Genomic DNA, 23,334 nt, shown 5'->3' on the forward strand with positions numbered 1-23,334 from the left:
TTTCTCCTCATCTCACCCGCCGTCGTACCCACCAGAGTGATCCGACAATAACTGCCAGCGCACCCGCTCCAAATCCGGCCCATACCGGATTCGGCATAGCATGCTCGGGTTCTGAACTAACACCGGTAGGCCCACCAACAGCACCCTTATCAGAAGACGACTGTATTCTCTGTCGAACCTCACTCACCAAGCGCTCCATATCCACGACTTGCGACGAGGGAAGATTATACATGCTTATGTCACGCATGGGCGCAAACCGGGTGACGTCCTAAACTGTCTGTAAACGCGAAGCGGTCTGGGCTACCATCGGTGGCGTCGGAAAACTCGCCCCAGCTGGGGCACACCGAGGAGGACCCAGACCTATGTCCAGGATACCACCCAGCCAGCAGTTGGCGGAGCTGGCCCGGCAGCTGGCCGCGCAGGCCCGGGAGGGTACTGAGGTCGAGGACCTGACCCATGCCCTCGTCCGCCTGGGCGCCCGCAAGCTCATCCAGGAGCTGCTGGAGGCAGAGGTCACGGAGCTTTTGGGGCGCGGACGCTACGAGCGGCGCGAGCCTGGCCAGGAAGGCGCCCGCAACGGCTACAAGCCGCGGACGCTGCGTTGCGCCGAGGGGCGGCTCGAGATCGACGTCCCCCAGGTGCGGGGCATGGAGGGACTGTGCCAGCCCACGCTGTGGAGGGCCCTCAAGCGGCGGACGGACGTGCTGGAGCGCCTGGTGGTGGAGATGTACGCCCGGGGCCTCTCTACCCGGGACATCGAGGATGCGCTGGCGGAGCTGGCGGGCAGCGAAGCGCCGCTTTTGAGCCGGTCCACCGTGAGCCGGATCACCGAGGCGCTCCACGAGGAGTTCGAGGCCTTTGCCCAGCGGGACCTGTCAGGCCTCGACGTGGTGTACCTGTTCGCCGACGCCATCTACGAGTCGCTGCGCCGGCAGGCGGGCTGCCGTGAGGGCATCCTGGTCACCTGGGCCATCTTGAGCGACGGCAGCAAGGTGCTGGTGCACCTGAGCCTGGGCAACAAGGAGCGCTACGAGGACTGGCTGGAGCACTTCCGGGATCTGGTGCGCCGGGGGCTGAAGACGCCGCTGACGGTGACGACGGACGGGGCGCCGGGGCTGATCCAGGCGGTGGAAGCCATGTGGCCGGAGGCGGAGCGCATCCGCTGCTGGGTGCACAAGATGCGGAACGTGCTGGACAAGGTGCCGGAGGAGGCGCGGCCCGTGCTCAAGCCCTACCTGGAGGCGATCCGGGACGCACCGGATATCGAGCAGGGCCGGCGGCTGGTGGCCGAGGTGGTGGAGCGGTTCGGGCGGGAGTATCCCTCGGCCATGCGGAGCCTGCAGGAGGACCTGGAAGCGAGCCTGGCGCACCTGCGGCTACCCGCCGCCCACCGCAAGCATGTCCGGACCACCAACCTGGTGGAGCGCAGCTTCGAGGAGGAGCGGCGGCGCGCCAAGGTGATCCCGCGGTTTCGGAGCGAGCGGGAGTGCCTGAAGCTAGTCTTCGCCGTGCTGTGGCGGGCGAGTGAGCGCTGGCGGCGGGTGCAGTTCAGCGAGCACGAACGAAAGCAGCTGGAGCGCTACATCGAGGAGCGGCAACGGCAAAGAGCGGCGCAGAAAGAGGTTTCACCCGCTGCCACCGTGGCATGACCCAGACCGCTTTTACAGACAGTTCGGGACTTGACCCGCAAACCGGCTGTTGCCACGGCTGTCGACCCCCACAAGACCAACTATTCTATGTCCCGTTAGTGTCCCAGGTGGTGGTGGAAATCGCCGGGCTGTAGGGCCCGAGCCTGGTGGCCCTTGACAAGAAAGGTCACCGGTGGCTCCCCTTCGGGTTGGACAAGAACCGCCATGAAGGGAGGTCCGCTCACCGGTGACCGCTGATTTCAGGATGGCACTTCTCGAGCTTCTACGCAAACACCAGGGGGAGCCGGAAGCCGATGCCCTGCGGGAAGGACTACGCTGGCTGGCCCAACAGCTCATGGAGCTCGAGGTGAGCGAACTCGTTGGCGCTCAGCGGTACGAGCGCACGGAAACGCGCAAGACCTACCGGAACGGCTATCGCTCCCGGCCCTGGGATACCCGCGTGGGCACCATCGAGCTGCGGATCCCAAAGCTCCGCCAGGGCAGCTACTTCCCAAGCCTGCTGGAGCCACGCCGGCGGGCGGAACGGGCCCTGGTCGCCGTGGTGCAGGAGGCTTATGTGCAGGGGGTCAGCACCCGGAAGGTCGACGACCTGGTCCGGGCCTTGGGCCTGGACGGCATCAGCAAGAGCGAGGTGTCGCGACTCTGCGCGGAACTGGACGAGCGGATGGAGCGCTTCCGCAACCGTCCCCTGGAAGGCGAGTACCCCTACGTTTGGCTCGACGCCAAGCCGATCAAGGTGCGGCAGGACCACCGGGTGGTGAACATGGCCGCGGTCATCGCCGTCGGGGTGAAGCGAACCGGGGAGCGCGAGGTGCTGGGCTTTGACGTGGGCGCCGCCGAGACGTACGAGTTCTGGCTCGCGTTTCTCCGCAGCCTGGTGGCCCGCGGGCTCAAGGGTGTTCGCCTCGTCATCTCCGATGCCCATGAGGGGCTCAAGCGCGCCATCAGCGAGGTGCTGGCGGGCGCCAGCTGGCAACGGTGCCGCGTGCACTTCATGCGGAACCTGCTGGCCCGGGTGCCCAAGCACGCCCAGCCGATGGTGGCGGCCCTGGTGCGGACGATCTTCGCCCAGCCCGACCTGGAGTCCGCCCGGGAGCAGCTGGAACACGTGGCAGCCAACCTGGACCGGCGATTCCCCCAGGCCGCCGCTCTGCTTCGGGATGCAATGGAGGACGTGCTGGCGTACATGGCCTTCCCGACCGAGCACTGGCGGCGGATCCACTCGACCAACGTTCTGGAGCGGCTGAATCGGGAACTGGCCCGGCGCTGCGACGTGGTGGGGATCTTCCCGAACATGGCCGCCGCCATCCGCCTGTTGGGAGCTCTTCTCGAGGAGCAACAGGACGAATGGCTGGTGTCCCGGCGGTACTTCAGCCTGGAGTCGATGGCCAAGATTGACGCGTGTACATCACATGAGGCTACGCGGCTCCATGAAACCGAAGCAACCCTGAAGGTGCTGGCCATGTAAGGCGTTCAAACCCGAGGGGAGCGCAAATCACACCACTTGACGGGACGTGACCTATGTCCCTCATCATAGACCAAGCGCAGTTGCCCAGTGATACCATTGGCCACAAGTATCCGTTGAGCCTCTCGTACGTCATTCGCAAACCGCGAGTCACTTGATACCCCAATAATCTTCCACTCATCACCGACCCTTTGTGCCCATGCGATGCCAACCGGATTTGCATTCACGTAAATTGGGAAAATATGGATGCTTGGATAGGGCTTAATGATGTCATCCACGTCCGTTGATGCGTCGATAACACCTTGCTCAGAGACATAGTGGACGCGAAAGCCCTCGCCGAAAGTTACGTTATCCGCATCACTCAGTTTTGTAAGCCCAAAATGTTGCGGTTCGCTTGCCAACACAACCCGCACATATGGGATGTCGTCCTTAATGCCCTGGACAACATCAGGCGGTGCGTCAGCGTGGGACCGATTCACAACGCCGAAGGTCGCCACTGCCACCAGGACAGTAACGCAGGCGACAGCTGCCCTTAACCGCCACATCTTTTCACCCCCGGCGCACAAACATCAGATGATTTCTTTCACTTTCATACGTCGAAGGGCCGGGTTGTTCCCCGGCCCTTCTCTGCCTGTTACGCTGTGGCACACCCCTCTTGTCTTATGCTGATCCACTCCGGCGAGTTCGATGCGTGCGGGCCCGAGCCCGCCGCTGGCACCCGCCGGCGTGACGGGCTACCGCTGCCGCCCGGTGTTCCGTCACGCCCCCCGGGCCGCCCGCGGCGCCCCCTCGAACTGCTCTTCCTCCGTCGAGCCCTTCAGGGCCAGGGTCGACGACTGCCCGCCCGCGATGACCTCCGCGACCCGGTCGAAGTAACCGGTGCCCACCTCGCGCTGGTGCCGGGTGGCGGTGTAGCCGAGTTCCTCCAGCTCGAACTCCCGCTGTTGCAGCCGGACGTAGGCGGTCATGCCGGTGCGGGCGTAGCCGTAGGCCAGCTCGAACATGGAGGCGTTGAGGGCGTGGAAGCCCGCCAGGGTGATGAACTGGAACTTGTAGCCCATGGCCCCGAGTTCCCGCTGGAAGCGGGCGATGGTGTCGTCGTCCAGGTGGCGCTTCCAGTTGAAGGACGGCGAGCAGTTGTAAGCGAGCAGCTTGCCCGGGTACTCGCGGTGGATCGCCTCGGCGAACCGCCGCGCCTCCTCGAGATCGGGCTTGGCCGTCTCGAACCACAAGAGGTCGGCGTAGGGCGCGTAGGCCAGGCCGCGGGCGATGGCCGCCTCGATGCCGTTGCGCACCCGGAAGTAGCCCTCGGGCGTCCGCTCGCCGGTGATGAACGGCTGATCGTAGGGGTCGACGTCGCTGGTCAGCAGCGTGGCCCCCAGGGCGTCGGTGCGGGCGATCAGGATCGTGGGCACGCCGCACACGTCGGCCGCCAGGCGGGCGGCGGTCAGGGTGCGGATGAACTGGCTGGTCGGAACCAGCACCTTGCCGCCCATGTGGCCGCACTTCTTCTCCGATGCCAGCTGGTCTTCGTAGTGGACCCCGGCCGCCCCGGCCTCGATCATGGCCTTCATCAGCTCGAAGGCGTTGAGGGGGCCGCCGAACCCCGCCTCGGCGTCGGCCACGATGGGCGCCATCCAGTAGGTGGAGTCGTCCCCCTCGGCCCAGTGGATCTGGTCCGCCCGGCGCAGGGCGTTGTTGATCCGCCGGCTCACCGCCGGGACGCTGTTGGCGGGGTAGAGGCTCTGGTCGGGGTACATCTGCTCGGCCAGGTTGGCGTCGGCCGCCACCTGCCAGCCGCTCAGGTAGATCGCCTTGAGCCCGGCCTTGACCATCTGCACCGCCTGGGCGCCGGTCAGGGCACCGAGGGCCGCGACGTAGTCCTCGCTGTGGAGCAGCTCCCAGAGCCGCCGGGCGCCCTGACGGGCCAGGGTGTACTCCACCCGCACGGAGCCTCGCAGCCGGACCACGTCTTCCGCCGAGTAGTTGCGACGGATGCCGCGCCAGCGGGGGTCGGTGCGCCATTCCTCCTCCAGCTGGGCCGCCTCCTGGCGGATCCGCTCCTCCAGGGAGGGTCGCTCCGCCTGCGACGGTGCGGACGAACCGGCCGACTCCCCGGCCCGGGGCTTGCCGTTGTGGATGCTCACGGGGCCATCCTCCTTCTTGCGGGGGGTATTGATCGTTTTCTTACCCTGTACGGTCGGTGCGGTGCAAGGCGCAATGGGACGGCGGCGAACGGTGGCCTTGGCCCACCGAAGGGGTCCGGGCCGGCGGTGGACGGCGGGGTCCGGCGCCGGCAGGGTCCCCTCCCCTTCGCGCCCCGTCCGTGCCAGTGACCGCCGAAGCCAAGGGCAAGGGGCAGCGAGCCCACCGGGGGCCGATCCCAGCCGCCGGCCGCCGACCGGGGTCCGGCCGCCGGCTGCCCCCACCGCCACCCGACCGCCCCCGGACGCCGGCCGGCCTCGGTGGGGGTGCGGCGGGCTCGACGAACGGGCCGCACTCGGCGGATTCCGCAGGCGAAGCGGTCGCATGATGCGTCTTCCGCCCGCATAAGGTGGTCGCGTGACGTCCACCGAACGTTAAAGAACCTTAATCAAACATCTTTCGGCGGAATGGGTTGACACCCCCCGAGCCGGTGCTATAATCCAGGTCAAACCTGACACGGACAGCACCAGCGCTCCGCGATGCAGAGCGGTCCGCGTCGGTTTGGGAAGTGCGCCTAGGGTTCCGCACCGTGTCCGCAGGGTGTCGGTACCGGCCCCATCCGGTGGCCGGCACGACCCGAGAGGCTCTGCCGCCCCGTCCCTTTACGGGGCGCCGCCGATGGGCGAGGCGCCCCGGTTGGCGGACCGCGAAGGCAATGGCGGCCGGCCGGATGCGGTGGACTGGACCGAGCGGCGCAACCCGTCGGGTTCGTCCGGCGGGACACCGTGGGGATAAAAGCCCCGAGCGGCAGGTTCCCAACCCCGGTTGGCGCCTTCGCCGCTCGGGGTCTCTTGTTATCCGTGGCGCATCCTTGACAACCCGACGCGAGCAACGGCCGTGAAGGGGAGCAGTACCCGGTGCTCCCGGCTGCAGAGAGCCGGTGGCCGGTGCGAACCGGCGCCGTGGACCCGGCGAACTCGCCCCGGAGCCGTTCCGGTGAAGGGCCGCAGCCCCTAGCCGGAGCCGGCGGCTTCAGAACCCGGTCGCTCGCTCCCATGGCGAAGCGCCTGCGTGCGGCAGCGCACCGTCCTGGCAAGTCGTACGCGGCCATGCCGATGGCGACCCGCCCGACGGTCCAGCCCCGGTCCCCGACGGACCGCGCGGTGGACCCGCTCCGCGCCATGCCGCGCGGTCTGCGGAAGGCCGGACGGCATGCGCCCCTTGAGGGCCCCGATCGCCGGGCGGGTGCCGGCAGGACCCGCCGGGGTCCGCCACGACGAGCGTCGCCAGGGCCAGCGGGACCGGCGTCCGGGAGAGGAGTCGTCGTTAGCCCAAAGGGTGGCGGTCTCCGCCACCCGCCGAGGCCGCCGCCGCGAGGCGGCGGCAACCGGGGTGGTACCGCGAAGAGGGCGCTCTTCGCCCCCGGCCCAGAGCGGGCCCGGGGCGAAGAGCGCCCTCCGCCTTTGTACGAAGGGGGTGAGACCGGTGATCCACGTCATGGTGCTGGCCGCCGACCGACCCGGGATCCTCCGGCGCATCCTCGGCGTCTACGAGAGCCGACGCTACCAGGTCCGGTCGCTGGCCGCCGGCCCCGCCGGACCGGCCGGGTTCCTCCGAATCAACCTGGGCTTGGACGAACCGGCCCCGCGGGCCCAGCGGCTGGCCGCCCAGCTGGCGCGCCTGATCGACGTGGTGAGCGTCGAGGTGGTCGAGCCCTCCCGCGCCGTGGGGCGGGAGCTCGCCCTGGTCAAGGTGCTGCTCGACCACCCCGGCCGGCGGGCCGACGTCCTGCAGGTCGCCCAGGTCTTCCGCGCCCGGGTGGTGGACGTGGCGCCCCGCTCGCTGGTGCTGGAGGTGACGGGCGACCCCACCAAGGTCGAGGCCTTCCTCAACCTGGCTGCGGAGTTCGGCCCGGTGGAGGTCATGCGCACCGGGGTGGCGGCCCTGGGCCGGGGCGGCCGGGTCCTTCCCGGTGGCGTCACAGGACCCGGGCAGGGCAGGGCCGGTACCACGCGTCCCGCCGACGAACCGGCCCAGGCCGCGGCCGCAGGGGCCGCTGCCCCCCCGGAGCCGCGGTGGACCGCGGCCGCTCCGCCGGCCGCAGCCGCCGCCAACCCCCTGGCCGGGATGGCGGAACCCGACGGCGCCGGCGCCCTCGCCGCCGCGGCGACGCCCGGTCCCCATCCGTAGGGTGCGGCCCGACGGACCTGGCGCCGGGCTGACCGAGGGGCCGGGTCGACCGGAGGCGGCCCCTCCGACGAGGGCCCCGCGGCAGGCCGACGGCACCAGACGCCACCATCCCATGTTCGGGCCCCATGCCCGGACCACGACACGAGGAGGGGTTCCCGTGGCCACCATCTACTACGACCGGGACGCCGATCCCGAGCTCATCCGCCGGCGCCGGGTGGCCGTCATCGGCTACGGCAGCCAGGGCCACGCCCAGGCCCAGAACCTGCGGGACCGGGGGGTGGACGTGGTCATCGGCATCCGCCCCGGCGCCAGCGCCGAGCGGGCCCGGGCGGACGGCTTCCCCACCTACGCGCCGGCCGAGGCAGCGGCCATGGCCGACGTGGTGGTGATGCTCATCCCCGACGAGCGGCAGCCCGCGGTCTTCCGGGACGAGATCGCCCCCCACCTGACCGAGGGCAAGGCCCTGGCCTTCTCCCACGGGTTCAACGTCCACTTCGGGCAGATCCGGCCGCCCAGGGGCGTGGACGTCTTCATGGTGGCGCCCAAGGCGCCGGGCCACCTGCTGCGCCGGTTCGTCCGGGAGGGGCGCAGCGTCCCCGGCCTGCTGGCCGTGGCCCAGGACGCCACGGGCCAGGCCAAGCGACTGGCCCTGTCGTACGCCTGGGGCATCGGCTGCACGGGCGCCGGCGTCATCGAGACCACGTTCCAGGAGGAGACGGAGACGGACCTCTTCGGCGAGCAGGCCGTGCTCTGCGGCGGCGTGACGGAACTCGTCAAGGCCGGGTTCGAGACCCTGGTGGAGGCCGGCTACCAGCCCGAGATCGCCTACTTCGAGTGCCTCAACGAGCTGAAGCTCATCGTGGACCTGATGTACGAGGGTGGCTTGGCCCGCATGCGCTACTCCATCAGCGACACCGCCGAGTACGGCGACCTCACCCGCGGGCCGCGGATCATCGACGCCGGCGTGCGCCAGCGGATGAAGGAGATCCTGGCGGAGATCCAGTCCGGCGCCTTCGCCCGCGAGTGGATCCTGGAGAACCAGGCGGGACGGCCGGTGATGAACGCCCGCCGTGCCCAGGAGGCCCGGCACCCCATCGAGGAGGTGGGCCGTCGGCTCCGGGCGATGATGGATTGGCTGCCCAGGGATGACGAGGCGCCGCAGGCGACGGGCGCCACCGGGGGCCCCCAGGCGGCGCAGCCGGTGGGCTCGACGCGGCAAGCCGGTTAGGAAGGGAGGGATGCCCCATGGCGGATGGGGTGGGCGAGGTCACGAGGACCCCCACGACGGACGCCTCGGCGGAGACCTCTGCGACGCGGACCGGCGTGACCCGCCCCGCGGGGGCCGACGCCGAGGCCGGAGGAGCCGGCGCGAACCCCGATCGGGTGCGCATCTTCGACACCACGCTGCGCGACGGCGAGCAGACCCCCGGCGTTGCCCTGACGGTGGAGGAGAAGGTCGAGGTGGCCCGCTGGCTCGAGGCGCTGGGCGTGGACGTCATCGAGGCCGGCTTCCCCGTGGCCTCCGACGGCGAGTTCGAGGCGGTGGGCCGGATCGCCGAGGCGATCCAGGGCCCGGTGGTGGCGGCCCTGGCCCGCACCGCGGCGGCGGACATCGACCGGGCCTGGGCGGCCATCCGCCACGCCCGCCGGCCGCGGATCCACGTCTTCGTCTCCACCTCGCCCGTCCACCTGGAGGCCATGCTGCGCATGACGGAAGACCAGGTGCTGCGGCTGGTGGAGGAGATGGTGGCGTATGCCCGCTCGCTGTGCCCGGACGTGGAGTTCTCCGCCCAGGACGCCACCCGCAGCGACGTGGGCTTTCTCGCCGAGGTGACGGCGGCAGCCATCGAGGCCGGGGCGACCACCATCAACCTGCCCGACACCGTGGGCTACGCCACGCCCTGGACCTACGCCCGCATGTTCCAGGAGGTCATGGCCCGGGTGCCCGGGTCGGACCGGGTGGTGTTCAGCGCCCACACCCACGACGACCTGGGCATGGCGGTGGCCAACGCCCTGGCGGCGGTGCGGGTGGGGGTCCGCCAGGTGGAGTGCACCATCAACGGCATCGGCGAGCGGGCGGGCAACTGCTCCCTGGAAGAGGTGGTCATGGCGCTGGCGGTACGGGGCGACGTCTTCGGCGCCACCACGGGGGTGGACACTCAGAGGCTGGTCCCCACCAGCCAACTGGTCTCGCGCCTGACGGGCGTGCCCGTTCCTCCCAACAAGGCGGTGGTCGGGGCCAACGCCTTCGCCCACGAGTCGGGCATCCACCAGGACGGCGTGATCAAGAACCCGCTGACCTACGAGATCATCCGGCCCGAGGCGGTGGGAGCCGGCGGCTCGCAGCTGGTGCTGGGCAAGCACTCGGGCCGCCACGCCGTGCGGGTGGAGCTGGAGCGGCTGGGCTTCCGCCTGCCGGAGGAGGCCTTCCGCGAGGTCTTCCGCCGCTTCAAGGCCCTGGCCGACCGCCGGGAGTTCGTCAGCAAGGAAGCCCTCGCCCGGCTGGCGGCCGAGGTGCTGGACGAACGGCAGCAAGAGAGCGGGGCCGCATCCCGGCTCGCCCACGGCGCCTGACCCCCCGAACGGGCCATGGGGAGCACGGGGCGGCCCCCGCAAGGCCGGGCGTGCGGCCGGGTCCCCAGCCCAGACGGCCGGCCGCATGCCCAGCCTATGAGGATTCGGCGACCGAGGTGCGGCTCCCTGTCGGCCCCGGGGGCCGGCGGGCGCCGACGTCCGGCCCCTGCCTGGGAAGGCGCCGGATGTCGGCGGACCTCCAGGGACGGGGGGCTGGCCCCGGCGACCGACCCGGCACGACCGGCCGCCCGGTCCACGGCCACACCCCGCGCCGAGGGCCCCATGCGTCGACGGCAAGGCTTGCGCAGAGGAGGTTCAACCCATGGCGGCACGCCGCCCGATGACCATCACCGAGAAGATCCTCGCCGCCCACGCCGGCCTCCCCTCGGTCGAACCCGGCCAGCTGGTCGAGGTCCGGGTCGACTTCCTCATGGCCAACGACATCACCGCGCCCCTGGCGATCCGGGCCTTCCGGGAGATGGGGGCGACCAAGGTCTTCGACCCCGAGCGGGTGGCCATCGTCCTCTCCCACTTCGCCCCCAGCAAGGACATCCGCAGCGCCGACCAGTGCAAGGTGGCGCGGGAGTTCGCCCGGGAGCAGGGCCTGACCCACTACTACGAGATGGGCGAGGGCATCGAGCACGCGCTGCTGCCCGACCGCGGGCTGGTTCTTCCCGGCGAGCTGGTGCTGGGGGCCGACTCCCACACCTGCACCTACGGCGCCGTGGGCTGCTTCGCCACCGGCGTGGGCAGCACCGACCTGGCGTACGCCATGGCCACCGGCGAGACGTGGCTCAAGGTGCCGGAGACGCTGAAGTTCGTGTACTACAACCGGCTGCAGCCGTGGGTCACCGGGAAGGACCTGATCCTCTACACCATCGGCCGCATCTCGTGCGACGGGGCCACGTACAAGGCCATGGAGTTCACCGGCGAGGCCCTGGCCGACCTCAGCATGGACGGGCGGCTGGCCATGGCCAACATGGCCATCGAGGCCGGTGGGAAGAACGGCATCTTCAACCCCGACCAGCGGACCCTGGACTACGTCGCCCAGCGGGCCCAGCGGCCGTGCAGCCCCGTCTGGTCCGATCCCGACGCGGAATACGCCGAGGTGTACGAGTTCAACGCCGCCCAGATCGAGCCGCAGGTGGCCCTGCCCTGGTCGCCCGACAACGTGCGGCCCCTGAGCCAGGTGGAGCGCGTCCCCATCGACCAGGTGTTCATCGGCTCCTGCACCAACGGCCGCCTGGACGACCTGCGCATGGCCGCCCGCATCCTGCGCGGCCGCCGGGTGCATCCCGAGGTGCGGGCCATCGTGATCCCCGCGTCGCGGGACATCTACCTGCAGGCGCTCAAGGAGGGGCTCATCGAGGTCTTCATGGCCGCCGGGTGCGTGGTCAGCGCCTCCACCTGCGGCCCCTGCCTGGGCGGCCACATGGGCGTGCTGGGCAAGGGCGAGCGCTGCGTCAGCACCTCGAACCGCAACTTCGTCGGCCGGATGGGCCACCCCGAGTCGGAGTCGTACCTGGCCAATCCGGCGGTGGCCGCGGCCTCGGCGGTGGCGGGCCGGCTCTGCCATCCGGAGGAACTCGGCATCCGGTACGAAGAGGTGGCCGGGGTGGCGTGAGGCGGCCCGGAGTAGCCGGAACGGCGGGAGGCGACCCTGCGGTGCCATCATCCCGGGGGGCGGCGGAAGGCGACCTGCGGTGCCTCCGTCCCGGGGGCGGCGCCCGTGGTGCAGGGCGCTCCCCGAGGGCAGCAGGCCGCTCGCGCGAGCGCGGTGGGTCCATGGCCGGCGGGGGCGGCGGAGGGAGCATCCGGGGGCGGCGGCCGGTTCGTCCCGTCCTACGGGCGTCGGACGCGATAGACGACGCGAGGTGCGCACGGTGAGGAGGTGGCGGCCGTGGGCCGCGTGTGGAAGTACGGCGACGACATCAACACCGACGTGATCATCCCGGCGCGGTACCTGTTCACCACGGACCCGGCGGAGCTGGCGGCCCACTGCATGGAAGACCTGGACCCCAGCTTCGCCGGCAAGGTCCGTCCCGGCGACGTCATCGTCGCCGGCCGCAACTTCGGCTGCGGCTCGTCGAGGGAACACGCGCCCGTCGCCATCCGGGCCGCGGGGGTGGCGTGTGTCATCGCCGTGTCCTTCGCGCGGATCTTCTACCGCAACGCCATCAACGTGGGCCTGCCGATCCTGGAGTGCCCCGAGGCGGTGGCCGCCCTGCAGGACGGCGACGAGGTTGAGGTCGACGTGGCGGCCGGCACCATCCGGCGCGTGGCCACCGGGGAGACCTTCCAGGCGGCCCCCTTCCCGCCCTTCATGCAGGAGATCCTGCGGTGCGGCGGGCTGGTGGAGTACGCGCGCCGCAAGCTGGCGGCCGCCGCGGCGGCACCGGAGGGTGCGGACCCACAGCGGTCCCCTTGACGGTTGACACCGGACAACTGCCACCGGACCACGCGATGTCGCGGGCCTCGGGGACGGACCGGACCAGCGCTCCCCGAGGGAGCCGCGGGGAACGGAAGCCCGGACGAAGGCAGCCGACGGACGCCGGCACGAGTGCCATGAGGGCCTTCCGGTGCCGGGACGGATTGCGGAGGGGGCGGGCAGCATGACGTATCGCATCGCCGTCCTGCCCGGGGACGGCATCGGCCCCGAGGTGACGCGGGAAGCGGTGCGGGTCCTGGAGGCGGTGGGGGCGGCGGCCGGGATCCGCTTCGAGTTCGTCGAGGCACCCATCGGCGGCGCCGCCGTCGACGCCACCGGCGACCCCTTCCCGCCCGAGACCGAGCAGGCCTGCCTAGCCGCCGACGCCATCCTGTTGGGAGCGGTGGGCGGGCCGCGTTGGGATCGCGAGCCGGTGGCCCGCCGGCCGGAGTCCGGCCTGCTGCGGCTGCGCAAGGGCGTCGGCGCCTACGCCAACCTGCGGCCGGTGCGGGTTCATCCGGCCCTGGCGGGCCGCGGTCCCCTGCGCCCCGAGGTGGTCGGCGGCGGGATCGACATCCTGATCGTCCGCGAGCTCACCGGGGGGCTCTACTACGGCGAGCGCGGGGTGCAGCAGGAGCCCTTCGGCGAGCGGGCCTACGACACCATGGTCTACACCACGCCCGAGATCGAGCGGGTCGTGCGCATGGCCTTCCAGCTGGCCCGCGGGCGGCGCCGGCGGGTGATCTCGGTCGACAAGAGCAACGTGCTGGAGACCTCCCGCCTGTGGCGCCGGGTGACCGAGGCGGTGGCCGAGGAGTTCGGCGACGTGGAGCTGGAGCACATGCTGGTGGACAACGCCGCCATGCAGCTGGTCCGCAACCCCGGCCGCTTCGACGTGCTGGTGACCGAGAACACCTTCGGCGACATCCTGAGCGATCTCGGCGCGGCGCTCTGCGGCTCCTTGGGACTGCTCCCCTCGGCCAGCCTCGGGCTGCCCGGCCGGCCGCCCCTCTTCGAGCCCGTCCACGGCTCGGCGCCCGACATCGCCGGCCGGGGCATCGCCAACCCCCTGGGGGCCATCGCCTCGGCGGCGATGATGCTCCGCTACGCCTTCGGCCTCGAGCGGGAGGCCCGCGCGGTGGAAGAGGCCGTCGACGACCTGCTGGCCGCGGGGCCGTGGACGCCTGACATCGCGCCGCCCGGCGCCCCGGTGGCGGGCACCGAGGACGTGGGCCGGGCCGTCGCCCGCCGGGTGCGGGAACGGCTGGCCCCCGCGCCGCTGGAGCCGGTGGTGCCGGCGGCGGAGCGGGACGGCCGGGGATCGCCGGACCGCCGCGGGTCCGGGGAGGGTCCGGGGCTGGCCGGGGATGCGGTGGCCGCCTCGTGGATCGCCGGCGACTACGGCTTCCGGCCGGTTCCTCCGGACGAACCGGCCCCGCCCGCCGGGGCCCCAGGCGCTGCCCGCGACCGCGCCGGCCGGGGCCCGACCCCCGACGCAGCGCCCGGCGGCGTCCACGGACCCGAGGCGGCGTCGGCCGGCCGGGCGGGAAGCCGCGGCACCACCCCTGGACCCCAGGGCTCGGCCGACCACGCCGCCGCCACCAACGGGATGGTGCCGCCCGGCCAACGCCCCACGGCCCCACCAAAGGCACGCCGGGGCGCCGGGACGGGGAGCACCCGTCGCCGGGCCCGAGCTCGGAAGGGAGTGTGAGACGCGTGACGTCGCCATCCGGAACGGGGACGGGCGTGGCCCCTGCGGCGGCAACGGAACGGGGGACGGCTGCGGTGCAACTGGGGCCGACCGCTGCGGTGCGACCCGGGCCGACCGGTGCGGCGCAGCAAGGGTCGACCTCTGCCGTGCCGCACGGGCGGACCGCCGTGGCGCAGCAAGCATCGACCGTCGCCGTGCCGCACGGGCCGACCGCCGCGGCGCAGCAAGCATTGACCGTCGCCGTGCCGCCCGGGCCGACCGCCACCGGCTCCGCCACGACGGCCGGTTCGTCGGTCCAGGCGCCCCCGGCGGCCGAGCCCCGGGCCAACGGCACGGCCGTCCCCCTGCGCAGCCGGGAGGTGGTGGAGGGATTCCACCGCGCCCCCCACCGCTCCCTCTTCAAGGCCATGGGCTACACCGACGAGGAGCTGCGCCGCCCGCTGATCGGGGTGATGAACAGCCGCAACGAGATCATCCCCGGCCACGTGCACCTGGACAACATCGCCCGCGCCGTGTGCGACGGCATCCGCATGGCCGGCGGCACGCCGATCCAGTTCGGCGTCATCGGCGTCGACGACGGTATCGCCATGGGCCACCGCGGCATGCGCTTCTCCCTGCCCAGCCGCGAGCTCATCGCCGACTCCATCGAGACGGTCACCGAGGCCCATCAGCTGGACGGCCTGGTGCTGATCCCCAACTGCGACAAGATCACGCCGGGGATGCTGATGGCCGCGGCCCGCCTGAACCTGCCCACGGTGGTGGTCAGCGGCGGGCCGATGATGGCCGGCAACGTCTACGGCCGGGCCGTCAACCTGGCTACGGTCTTCGAGGGCGTGGGCGCCTTCCAGGCCGGCCGCATCACCGCCGAGGAGCTCTTCGAGCTGGAGGAGGCCGCCTGTCCCACCTGCGGCTCCTGCTCCGGCATGTTCACCGCCAACTCCATGAACTGCCTGACCGAGGCCATCGGCCTCGGGCTGCCCGGCAACGGCACCATCCCGGCCGTGGAAGCCGCCCGGCTGCGGCTGGCCAAGCAGGCCGGCATGCAGGTGATGGAGCTGGTGCGCCGCGGCATCCGGGCCCGGGACATCCTGACCGAGGCCGCCTTCCGCAACGCCCTGGCCGTCGACATGGCCCTGGGCTGCTCCACCAACACGGTGCTGCACCTGCTGGCCATCGCCCACGACGCCGGCCTGGCCGACGTGATCACCCTGGACCTGATCGACGAGATCAGCCGCTCCACGCCGCAGCTCTGCAAGCTGGCCCCGGCGGGCCCCCACCACATCCAGGACCTGCACCAGGCCGGCGGCATCCAGGCGGTGCTGGCGGAGCTCTTGCGGGGCGGGCACGTGGACGGCTCGGTGCTGACGGTCACCGGCCGGACCCTGGCAGAGAACGTGGCCGCCGCCCAGGGCCGGATCCAGCGGGCCCGCGCCTGGCGATCCGACGTGATCCGGACGCTGGAGGAGCCCTACAGCCCCGAGGGCGGCCTGGCCGTGCTGCGCGGCAACCTGGCCCCCGACGGGGCGGTGGTGAAGCAGGGGGCCGTTGACCCGGCCATGCTGCGGCACCGCGGCCCGGCCCGGGTCTTCGACAGCGAGGAGGACGCCGCCGACGCCATCCGCCAGGGCCGCATCCGCCCGGGGGACGTGGTGGTGATCCGCTACGAGGGGCCGCGGGGCGGGCCCGGCATGCGGGAGATGCTGGCCATCACCGCCGCCCTGGCCGGCATGGGCCTCGACCGCGAGGTGGCCCTGGTGACCGACGGCCGCTTCTCCGGCGCCACCCGGGGCGCCTCCATCGGCCACGTCTCGCCGGAGGCCGCCGCCGGCGGGCCCATCGCCCTGGTGGAGGACGGCGACGAGATCGAGATCGACATCCCGGGCCGCCGCCTGGAGCTGCGGGTTCCTCCGGACGAACTGGCCCGCCGCCGCGAGCGGTGGCAGCCGCGGCCCCCGCGGGAGGCGCGGGGTTACCTGGCCCGCTACGCCCGGGCGGTGACGTCGGCCAACACGGGTGCGGTGCTGATGGGTTGAACTGATGGGCTGACGGGAGCCTTGACGGAAGCCGCGTTGCAGCCGCGTTGCATCAGCGTGGGGCCTGCCTGGGCCCGATGGGCCCGTAGGGTGCGATCGCAAAGGGTCCGATAGGGTTCCGACATGGTCAGGGTTCCGACATGGTGCTGATCGGGTCGTGGTATGGTCCTGGCCCCGACGAGGCCGTGGTTTCGCAGGTGTCGTGGTTCGTTCAGGTTTCGGTGGTTCTTTCCGGTTAGGAGGGTTGCGCCGTGACTTCCTTCGGCGAACGGGTTGCCACCCGCCCCCCATCGACGGCCGCCGCGCGCGAGACTCCGCCCGGTTTCACCCCGGGCGCCGACGGGCGAGAGCCGTCGCCTGACGGTGAGCCGCTGCCCGACGGCCGGGCCGACGGACGGAGCCGGCACCCGGCGGTCCCCCCTGGCACCGCCTCCAAGGCCGGCGCGGAGCCTCACCCCGGAGCCCGGACCGAGGCTCGCGCCAAGACCGGGGCCGAGGCTCGCCCCGATAGGGGGGCAAAAAGGGGCCCCCAGGCCGGCACTGAGACTCGCCCCAAGACCGGCGCTGCGGTGGGCACCCAGACCCGCACCGAGGCTCGGCCCAAGACCGAGGTTGCGGTGGGCACCCAGACCGGCACCGAGGCTCGCCCCAAAACCGGAGCCGAGGCTCGCCGCGCCGTCGGGGCTGGAGGGGGCCCCCAGGCCGGCGTCGTGGCCAGCATCTCGGCCGGCGCGGGCCCTGCTCCCCGTACCCAGCGGGCGCCCATGACGGGCGCCGAAGCCGTGGTCCAGGTGCTGGTGGAACAGGGGGTCGAGGTGGTCTTCGGCATTCCCGGCGGCGCCGTGCTGCCCCTGTACGACGCCCTCTACGGGGCCCCGCTGCGCCACGTCCTGGCCCGCCACGAGCAGGGCGCCGCCCTGGCCGCCGACGGCTACGCCCGGGCCAGTGGCCGGGTCGGGGTGTGCATCGCGACCTCCGGCCCCGGAGCCACCAACCTGATCACGGGCCTGGCCACCTCCTACCTGGATTCGGTCCCCGTGGTGGCCATCACCGGCAACGTGGGGCGGGCGTTCCTCGGCACCGACGCCTTCCAGGAGGCGGACACCTTCGGCGTCAGCATGCCGGTGACCAAGCACAACTACCTGGTGCTCGACCCCGAGGAGCTGCCCGCGATCCTGCGGGAGGCCTTCGCCGTGGCCGCGTCCGGCCGGCCCGGGCCGGTGCTGGTGGACATCCCCAAGGACGTCTTCACGGCGACCATCTCGCCGGAGGCGTGGGATCGCCCGCTGCGACCGACGCCCGTGGCGTCGACGGCCGATGGGGACGACCACCGTCGGCGCCACGACAGCGCGCCACGGGTTGGCGCCCACCCCACCCCATGGGGGCCCGCCGGGTGCCGCGGCCTGGGCAACCTGGACGAGGCGGCCCGGCTCATCGCCCGCGCCCGGCGGCCCGTGCTCTACGCCGGCGGTGGGGTGATCGTCGCCGGGGCCGCCGAGGCCCTGCGCCGCCTGGCGGACGAGGCGGTTCTTCCGACCACCACCACCCTGATGGCGCTGGGCGCCATGCCCGGCGATCACCCCCTCTTCCTCGGCATGCCCGGCATGCATGGGACCTACGCCGCCAACATGGCCCTCACCGAGACGGACTGCCTCATCGCCGTCGGGGCCCGCTTCGACGACCGGGTGACCGGCAAGGTGTCGGCCTTCGCCCCCGACGCCGCCATCATCCACATCGACGTCGACGCCGCCGAGCTGGGCAAGGTCAAGGCACCGCGGGTGGCCATCGCCGCCGACGCCCGGCAGGGGCTGGAGGCGCTGCGGGAGGCCCTGGGCCGGGTTCGTCCGGACGAGTGGTCCGATCGCAGCCCGTGGCTCGAGCGGGTGAACGGCTGGAAGCAGGAGTACCCCTACCGCTACGACCGGGACCTGGCCCGCCGCGAACTGCTTCCCCAGGCGGTGATCGAGGAACTCGAGCGGGCCACGGCCGGCGACGCCCTGGTGGTCACTGGCGTCGGCCAGCACCAGATGTGGGCGGCCATGTTCTATCGGTACCGCCGGCCCCGGCAATTCCTGACCTCCGGTGGCCTGGGAACCATGGGCTACGGGCTGCCCGCCGCCATCGGCGCCCAGCTGGCCCGGCCGGACGCGCGGGTGCTGTGCATCGACGGCGACGGCAGCTTCCAGATGAACGTGCAGGAGCTCTCGACCCTGGCCGAGCTGGGCCTGCCGGTGAAAGTCTTCATTATTAATAACCGCGCCCACGGCATGGTGCGGCAGTGGCAGGACCTGTTCTACGGCCACCGCCTGTCGGCCAGCGTCTTCGAGCACCAGCCGGACTTCGTCAAGCTGGCCGAGGCGTACGGCATCGCAGCCTTCCGGATCACCCATCCGGACGAACTGGCCGGCACGGTGCGCGAGGCCCTGGCGCGCCCCGGACCGGTGGTGGTGGACTGCGTCGTGCGGCAGGAGGAGGACGTGCTGCCCATGGTCCCGCCGGGGGCGGCGCTGAAGGAGATGATCGTGGGGTAGCCGGGAGGCTACCCCACCATTTTTTCGGGTTCCCGTCGGTGGGATGCGTCCGTGCCTTCTGGTGCCGGCGGCCCCTCCCCCGCCCACAGGTGGCAGGCGACCCAGTGACCGCCGCCAATGTCCAACAGCGGCGGCTCCTTCTCGCGGCAGATGTCCTCCGCCAGCGGGCCGCGGGGTGTGGAAGCGGTCGCCCCGCAGCGGGTTCAGGGGGCTGGCCACGTCGCCCTGGAGGATGATGCGCTCCCGCTTCACCGTGGGGTCGGGGATTGGGATCGCCGACAGCAGCGCCTCCGTGTCCGGAGGCCGAGGATTCCGGTAGAGCTCCTGCTAGTCCGCGAGCTCCACCAGCTTCCCCAGGTACAGCACGCCCACCCGGTTGGAGATGTGCTTCACCGCCGCCAGGCCGTGGGCGATGAAGATGAAGAAGATGAAGATGAATAGGTACGTGAGCCCGAACTCCTTCTGCAGGTCTGCCAGCAGCTTCAGGATCTGGGCCTGGATGGACACGGCCAGGGCGGAGACGGGCTCGTCGCACACGATGAGCTTGGGGTATTTCCACACAATCTGACGGAAACTCGGGGACGTACCCGGACAGGCTCACCGTGGGCTACCAGGCAGTACGAAGCCGGCCGTCCCCGGAGGTCCCGATCGCCCCCGTCACCTCGCACCGCGCAGGACCAGCGCACCGGCGGCTACGCCCTACGAGGAACCGAACCGGGCTTGGAACGTCTCCAAGGACCGGAGCAGCCGCTCGTGCTCGAGGCCCCGAACAATGAAGACAATTCGGGACCGGCGGTCCTGCGTCGGCCATTCAGGTAAGTGTTCAGGCGGGTGAATCACATGCTGAACCCCGTTGATCAACACCGCCCCATCGCCCACATCCAGGATGCCCTTCACCCGCAACACTTCCTGCCCGTGGGCGTGGAGCAGCATGGTCAGCCAGACGGCGAAGACATTCCAATCCATGGGTGAGTCTAATACCAGGGAAAGCGACTCCGTGTTCGCTCCGTGCGCACTCCCACCGGTGAATTCAGGGACCGCCTCGTTCATTTCCAGGAGGGCTCGCCAAACCTTGTCATCATTTCGATCCAGCAAGAGATCCCTCAATGCGGGGGTATCGAGATCCCTGTGCACACGAGCAGCAGGATTGAGCTCGCGGATCCGCTGAACCAGTCCCTCCGTGTGGGGATTCAAATCAGTTTTGGTGAGGATCACATGGTCGGCTACGGCCAGTTGTTTGCGCGCCTCCGGGTGTCGCTCCAGTTGGAGCTCGCCATGGACCGTGTCCACCGTTACCAAGACGCGCGAGATGCGGCAGCGGTGCTGTAGCAACGGGTCGTTGATTACCGTAAAAAGGATGGGCGCTGGATCGGCCAGTCCCGTGGTTTCAAGGATGACGTGCGTAAGTTGCAATTTGCCCCCGTCATGAAGCTCCAGGAGTTCGCGCAGCACGCGGACCAGATCCTCACGCCGGGCGCAGCACAGACAACCGTTGCCGACCAGGGTGACGCTCTCTCCCACATGCCGGACGAGGTGATGGTCGAGCCCTACCTCTCCGAATTCATTGATAATTACCGCAACCCCGGGTTCTGCCGTTGCCCCGAGGACGCGCCGCAGGATGGTCGTTTTACCGCTCCCGAGAAAGCCAGTAAGGAGGGTGATGGGAAATCGCGCAGAGCCGGGCATCATACATTCCCTCGCTCGAAGGGCCAAACGAAAATCGAACCTCTGCGCTTGATCTTGCCGCTGATATCACTGCGGAGCCGCCGTGGACCGCCCGTCCGTGCCGGTTCCCGCGGATAGCATTTCCAGCCATTTGGGGTCCAACGGGTCGAGCCTCCAGCCCAAGCGGGTCTCGACAACTCCCCAGATGCCGCCGAGGTCATCCACCAGGGCCACATTTCCCTTGCGGTCATCGACCACGTACTTGGTTCCGTTCCAGTCGTAAACCGCCAAGCCCAAGGGGCACAGCAGTTCGTTGACGATGTCTAGGCGGCGATAGCGCTGGCGCAACCGCATGCCAACTCCTTCGTGACCCGGCTCAACTCTGACCGTTTCGGGTCCCGTCGACACCGGTGCGTGTTCGGACCAGTGCACCCGGGTGGCGAACTCACTGCAGAGCAAACACATTCCCGTTCCTCCTTCCCCGCACCCGGTACTCGCGGCTGGCCAACCCTGGGAATTGGCGCGAGGGGAACCGCCGGACGCGTCAACCGGGTTCCCCTCGCCCCATCCGGTTTTGTGGTGGGCAAAGTCCGGCTCACTGAGTACCGACCTTCGCCCGCGGGAACCGCCTAGCAAAGTCGTTAGCGATCTGCTCGAACGTGACCCACCGTACCCCGGGGTGCCGGCTGATATACTCAATTAACCGCTCCAGCATCAGCAGGACTTGGGGACGCCCACTGACGTCCGGGTGAACCGTCATCGTGAAGACCGCATAATCGTATTCCCGATAGACATAATCGAACTGATCCCGCCACAGTTGTTCGATATCGCGCGGGTTGACGAAGCCATGACTATTAGGCGCCTTCTTGATGAACATCATGGGCGGGAGATCATCCAGATACCAGTTGGCCGGGATCTCGATCAGGTCCGTCTCCTCGCCACGTACTAGGGGCTTCATCCACGTTTCCGCAGGCTGGGAGTAGTCGATTTTCGTCCAACTATCACCAACCCTCACATAATAGGGGTGGAAGTCGTTGTGCATGAGGCTGTGATCGTATTTGATGCCGTACTTCAACAGCAGTTCGACCGTGTTCTTCGAGAATTCCCACCAGGGGGCAACATAGCCGACCGGCTTCCGGCCCCAGAGTTTCTCTACCAGATCAACGCACTTACGAAGGATTGCTTCTTCCTGCTCTCGTGTCAAGGCCGTCGGGTTCTCGTGGGAGTATCCGTGCAGGCCGATCTCGTGACCGGCCTTCGCTACCATCTGCATCTGCTCCGGGAAGGTTTCAATGGAATGGCCGGGAATGAACCAGGTGGTCTTGAGCCCGTACTTGTCAAATAGCTTTAGCAGGCGCGGGGCCCCAACCTCGCCGGCGAAGATGCCGCGTGAGATGTCACAGGGCGAGTCTTCTCCCCCATAGGACCCCAACCATCCGGCTACGGCATCGACGTCGACACCGAAGGCAACCAGGATCTCCTTCGCCATCCGCATTCCCTCCCACTCTAATGTCATGAAATACGCCTTTATAACGCGTCCCTACGGTCACCATAGCCCCTCTCGTGTGGTAACAGGCCACCACATCGTGTCACGCGTCTGGCAACACCAGCTTGTAATCCCACGGATGGCAACCGTATCCGGTCTCCAACAACAACTGAAGGCGACGGCTCACCCCCTTCCAAGGCCGTAGATTTTGCGGCATTCCGCCTTCATTCCTGCGCGGTCTACGACATAGCCCACTCCGCTAGCCACTCCTGAGCTGCCTCCCCTCTGATGCCATGGGCCAGCAAGAGACCGAGCAATAAGCGTGCCTTTTCGCCTGCCAGGTCACCAGCAAACCAGGCGCCTGCTCGTTCCAAGTCGCGTCCCCCGCCATCACCGTAAATGGGGGCCACAAACCCTCGCACGCAACGGCTGGTGACTACCACGGGGACGCCGGCGTCGACAAGTCGCCTGACAGCGTCGGCCACCGACGGGTTCGCGTTCCCCCGCCCGAAGGCCTCCAACACGACTCCCGCAGCCCCGGCGGCCGCCTGCAGAACTTGATCTCCTGTCAAACCTACGGCCAGGCGAATGAGAGCCACGGGACGGGGAACAGCCGGCGGCAACACGCGGCGCTCCGGCACGCTACGGGCCTTGATCACCCGGCCGCGATCCACCAGCCCGACAGGGCCCCAGCCCGGCGACTTGAACGCGTCGAGGGCGGCCGTGTCGACCTTGCGCACGTCCCGCGCGGCGTGGATTTCTCCGTTGAAGACCACGACCGGTCCCCAGCCAGCCGCCTCCGGATCGCGGGCCACTGCAATCGCCTGTGACAGGTTCCGTGGACCGTCACCCTGGGGGTCGCTGGCGGGGAGCTGCGCACCGGTGAGTGCCACCGGCTTTCGGCGCTCAAGTACCAGCGCCAGGTAGAAACTCGTTTCCTCCAGGGTGTCCGTCCCCTGGGTGATCACCACACCGTCTATGGCCGAATCATCCAGATACTGGATTGCCGCTTGGGCAAGAGTGTGCAGGTCCTCCAACGTAAAGGCATAACTGCCCTTGACGAACAGGGTTTCCACCCGGACGGCTCCTGCCTCGCCAATCCGGCTCACCAACTCACGACCGCCCAACGATGCTACGTAGTCACCATGTTCACCTGGAACCGATGCAATCGTGCCCCCCGTCGCAAGCACCACCACGTGGCCCACCCTCACGCCCCCCCTTGCACGACCTAGTCATAATGAACGAGGCCGGCCCCGTTTCGCAGGTACGTGGGTTACGCTGAAGGTGGCTACCTTCGCGCAGAGCCACAAACGAAAGGGGCCGGTACCATGAAGGATATCACGAAGTTCGTGGGTTTCGACGTGCACCAGGACACGATTGCGGTCGGTGTAGCCGACCGGGAAGGCGGCCGGGGCCGGTCCTGGGGCACGATCCCTCACCGGGCCGAAGCGGTCCGT

Annotated in this window: 15 protein-coding genes and 1 pseudogene; 10 read left to right on the forward strand and 6 right to left on the reverse strand. The window is 69.9% G+C overall.

Features of this window, described 5'->3' with window-relative positions; translation table 11 throughout:
• Positions 1–362 precede the first annotated feature (362 nt).
• Both E1B22_RS00390 and E1B22_RS00395 read left to right on the forward strand, forming a co-directional pair.
• Positions 363–1,649 (forward strand): IS256 family transposase, encoded by a 1,287-nt coding sequence (locus tag E1B22_RS00390; RefSeq protein ID WP_135224104.1) that lies wholly within the window; start codon positions 363–365, stop codon positions 1,647–1,649.
• A 244-nt stretch (positions 1,650–1,893) separates the two neighbouring features.
• Entirely contained in the window at positions 1,894–3,117 is a 1,224-nt protein-coding gene (locus E1B22_RS00395; RefSeq protein ID WP_135225854.1) for an IS256 family transposase, read from the forward strand.
• Positions 3,118–3,872: 755 nt separating this feature from the next.
• Here E1B22_RS00395 and aceA read toward each other — a convergent pair.
• Complete coding sequence (gene aceA / locus E1B22_RS00405; protein WP_135225856.1) at positions 3,873–5,183, reverse strand: isocitrate lyase; 1,311 nt, start codon at positions 5,181–5,183, stop codon at positions 3,873–3,875.
• 1,561 nt (positions 5,184–6,744) lie between these two features.
• On the opposite strand from aceA, the gene ilvN reads away from it, so the two are divergent.
• From ilvN to ilvB, 8 genes are all read left to right on the forward strand, one after another.
• Complete coding sequence (ilvN, locus tag E1B22_RS00410) at positions 6,745–7,449, forward strand: acetolactate synthase small subunit (protein WP_135224128.1); 705 nt, start codon at positions 6,745–6,747, stop codon at positions 7,447–7,449.
• A 157-nt stretch (positions 7,450–7,606) separates the two neighbouring features.
• A complete protein-coding gene (ilvC, locus tag E1B22_RS00415; RefSeq protein WP_243123498.1) occupies positions 7,607–8,677 on the forward strand; it encodes a ketol-acid reductoisomerase in 1,071 nt (356 codons plus the stop codon).
• Between the two features lie 17 nt (positions 8,678–8,694).
• The gene (locus E1B22_RS00420) at positions 8,695–10,023 is read left to right on the forward strand and encodes a 2-isopropylmalate synthase (RefSeq protein WP_135224129.1); all 1,329 of its coding nucleotides are present in this window, start codon (positions 8,695–8,697) and stop codon (positions 10,021–10,023) included.
• A 322-nt stretch (positions 10,024–10,345) separates the two neighbouring features.
• Positions 10,346–11,647, forward strand: coding sequence for a 3-isopropylmalate dehydratase large subunit (gene leuC, locus E1B22_RS00425; RefSeq protein ID WP_135224130.1), 1,302 nt, complete (start codon positions 10,346–10,348; stop codon positions 11,645–11,647).
• 276 nt (positions 11,648–11,923) lie between these two features.
• Positions 11,924–12,451: a 3-isopropylmalate dehydratase small subunit gene (leuD, locus tag E1B22_RS00430; RefSeq protein ID WP_135224131.1), complete on the forward strand. Its 528-nt coding sequence runs from the start codon at positions 11,924–11,926 to the stop codon at positions 12,449–12,451.
• 151 nt (positions 12,452–12,602) lie between these two features.
• On the forward strand, positions 12,603–14,162 hold the full coding sequence (gene leuB, locus E1B22_RS00435; protein ID WP_243123500.1) for a 3-isopropylmalate dehydrogenase: 1,560 nt from the start codon (positions 12,603–12,605) through the stop codon (positions 14,160–14,162).
• Positions 14,163–14,506: 344 nt separating this feature from the next.
• Positions 14,507–16,195, forward strand: coding sequence for a dihydroxy-acid dehydratase (ilvD, locus tag E1B22_RS00440; protein ID WP_135225858.1), 1,689 nt, complete (start codon positions 14,507–14,509; stop codon positions 16,193–16,195).
• 710 nt (positions 16,196–16,905) lie between these two features.
• Complete coding sequence (gene ilvB / locus E1B22_RS00445; protein WP_371413476.1) at positions 16,906–18,726, forward strand: biosynthetic-type acetolactate synthase large subunit; 1,821 nt, start codon at positions 16,906–16,908, stop codon at positions 18,724–18,726.
• Between the two features lie 8 nt (positions 18,727–18,734).
• On the opposite strand, the pseudogene E1B22_RS13805 reads toward ilvB, so the two are convergent.
• From E1B22_RS13805 to E1B22_RS00470, 5 genes and pseudogenes are all read right to left on the reverse strand, one after another.
• A pseudogene (locus E1B22_RS13805) lies at positions 18,735–19,275 on the reverse strand (oligopeptide/dipeptide ABC transporter ATP-binding protein); the annotation flags it as partial.
• A gap of 150 nt (positions 19,276–19,425) precedes the next feature.
• Positions 19,426–20,415, reverse strand: coding sequence for a GTP-binding protein (locus E1B22_RS00455; RefSeq protein ID WP_207669884.1), 990 nt, complete (start codon positions 20,413–20,415; stop codon positions 19,426–19,428).
• A 63-nt stretch (positions 20,416–20,478) separates the two neighbouring features.
• Positions 20,479–20,739 carry a hypothetical protein gene (locus E1B22_RS00460; RefSeq protein WP_135224132.1) on the reverse strand — a complete coding sequence of 87 codons (261 nt, stop codon included), beginning with the start codon at positions 20,737–20,739 and terminating at the stop codon, positions 20,479–20,481.
• Positions 20,740–20,986: 247 nt separating this feature from the next.
• Entirely contained in the window at positions 20,987–21,880 is an 894-nt protein-coding gene (locus tag E1B22_RS00465) for a polysaccharide deacetylase (RefSeq protein WP_135224133.1), read from the reverse strand.
• A 236-nt stretch (positions 21,881–22,116) separates the two neighbouring features.
• On the reverse strand, positions 22,117–23,088 hold the full coding sequence (locus tag E1B22_RS00470) for an asparaginase (protein ID WP_135224134.1): 972 nt from the start codon (positions 23,086–23,088) through the stop codon (positions 22,117–22,119).
• Positions 23,089–23,334: the final 246 nt, after the last annotated feature.

This window comes from Thermaerobacter sp. FW80 (genome assembly GCF_004634385.1).
Lineage (GTDB): Bacteria > Bacillota > Sulfobacillia > Thermaerobacterales > Thermaerobacteraceae > Thermaerobacter > Thermaerobacter composti.

Bases quoted from the DNA above. Each gene is read 5' to 3' on its own strand.
- E1B22_RS00390 (WP_135224104.1), top strand. From the start codon at position 363: ATGTCCAGGATACCACCCAGCCAGCAGTTGGCGGAGCTGGCCCGGCAG.
- E1B22_RS00395 (WP_135225854.1), top strand. From the start codon at position 1,894: ATGGCACTTCTCGAGCTTCTACGCAAACACCAGGGGGAGCCGGAAGCC.
- E1B22_RS00420 (WP_135224129.1), top strand. From the start codon at position 8,695: ATGGCGGATGGGGTGGGCGAGGTCACGAGGACCCCCACGACGGACGCC.
- leuC (WP_135224130.1), top strand. From the start codon at position 10,346: ATGGCGGCACGCCGCCCGATGACCATCACCGAGAAGATCCTCGCCGCC.
- E1B22_RS00455 (WP_207669884.1), bottom strand. From the start codon at position 20,415: ATGATGCCCGGCTCTGCGCGATTTCCCATCACCCTCCTTACTGGCTTT.
- E1B22_RS00465 (WP_135224133.1), bottom strand. From the start codon at position 21,880: ATGGCGAAGGAGATCCTGGTTGCCTTCGGTGTCGACGTCGATGCCGTA.